The 340-nt window shown below is 45.3% G+C and carries 1 protein-coding gene; it reads right to left on the bottom strand.

Annotated elements, in window-relative coordinates; genetic code table 11:
• The coding region (locus ACZ3HG_RS23225; RefSeq protein ID WP_465334666.1) for a class I tRNA ligase family protein at positions 1-313 on the bottom strand (313 nt) is incomplete at its 3' end.
• Positions 314-340: the final 27 nt, after the last annotated feature.

Below are 340 nucleotides of genomic sequence, written 5' to 3'. Positions count from 1 at the left end.
ATAATGCAGATGAGAACCAGGTATCGAGTACATCATCATCGCGCCTTAAGCTGCCCTGATACCCATTTTTGAGGGCAATTTTTTGTGCTTCTTCTTCGCTATGGGCAACAAAAATCTCACCATTTTCACCATACCAGGCAGGAATCTGATGTCCCCACCACAATTGCCGTGAAATACACCAGTCTTGAATATTGTTGAGCCATTGGTTGTAGGTGTTGACCCAGTTTTCTGGCACAAACTTAATTTCGCCAGATGCAACGCATTCCAATGCTTTTGCCGTGATACTGCTTCCCGATGCATCCGCTTTGCTCATGGCAACAAACCATTGGTCAGTCAGCAT

The sequence above is a fragment of the Erwinia sp. PME.40.26/001 genome (genome assembly GCF_055556675.1).
Note: the sequence above shows the minus strand (reverse complement) of the source record. Positions and strands in the feature narration are given on the sequence as shown.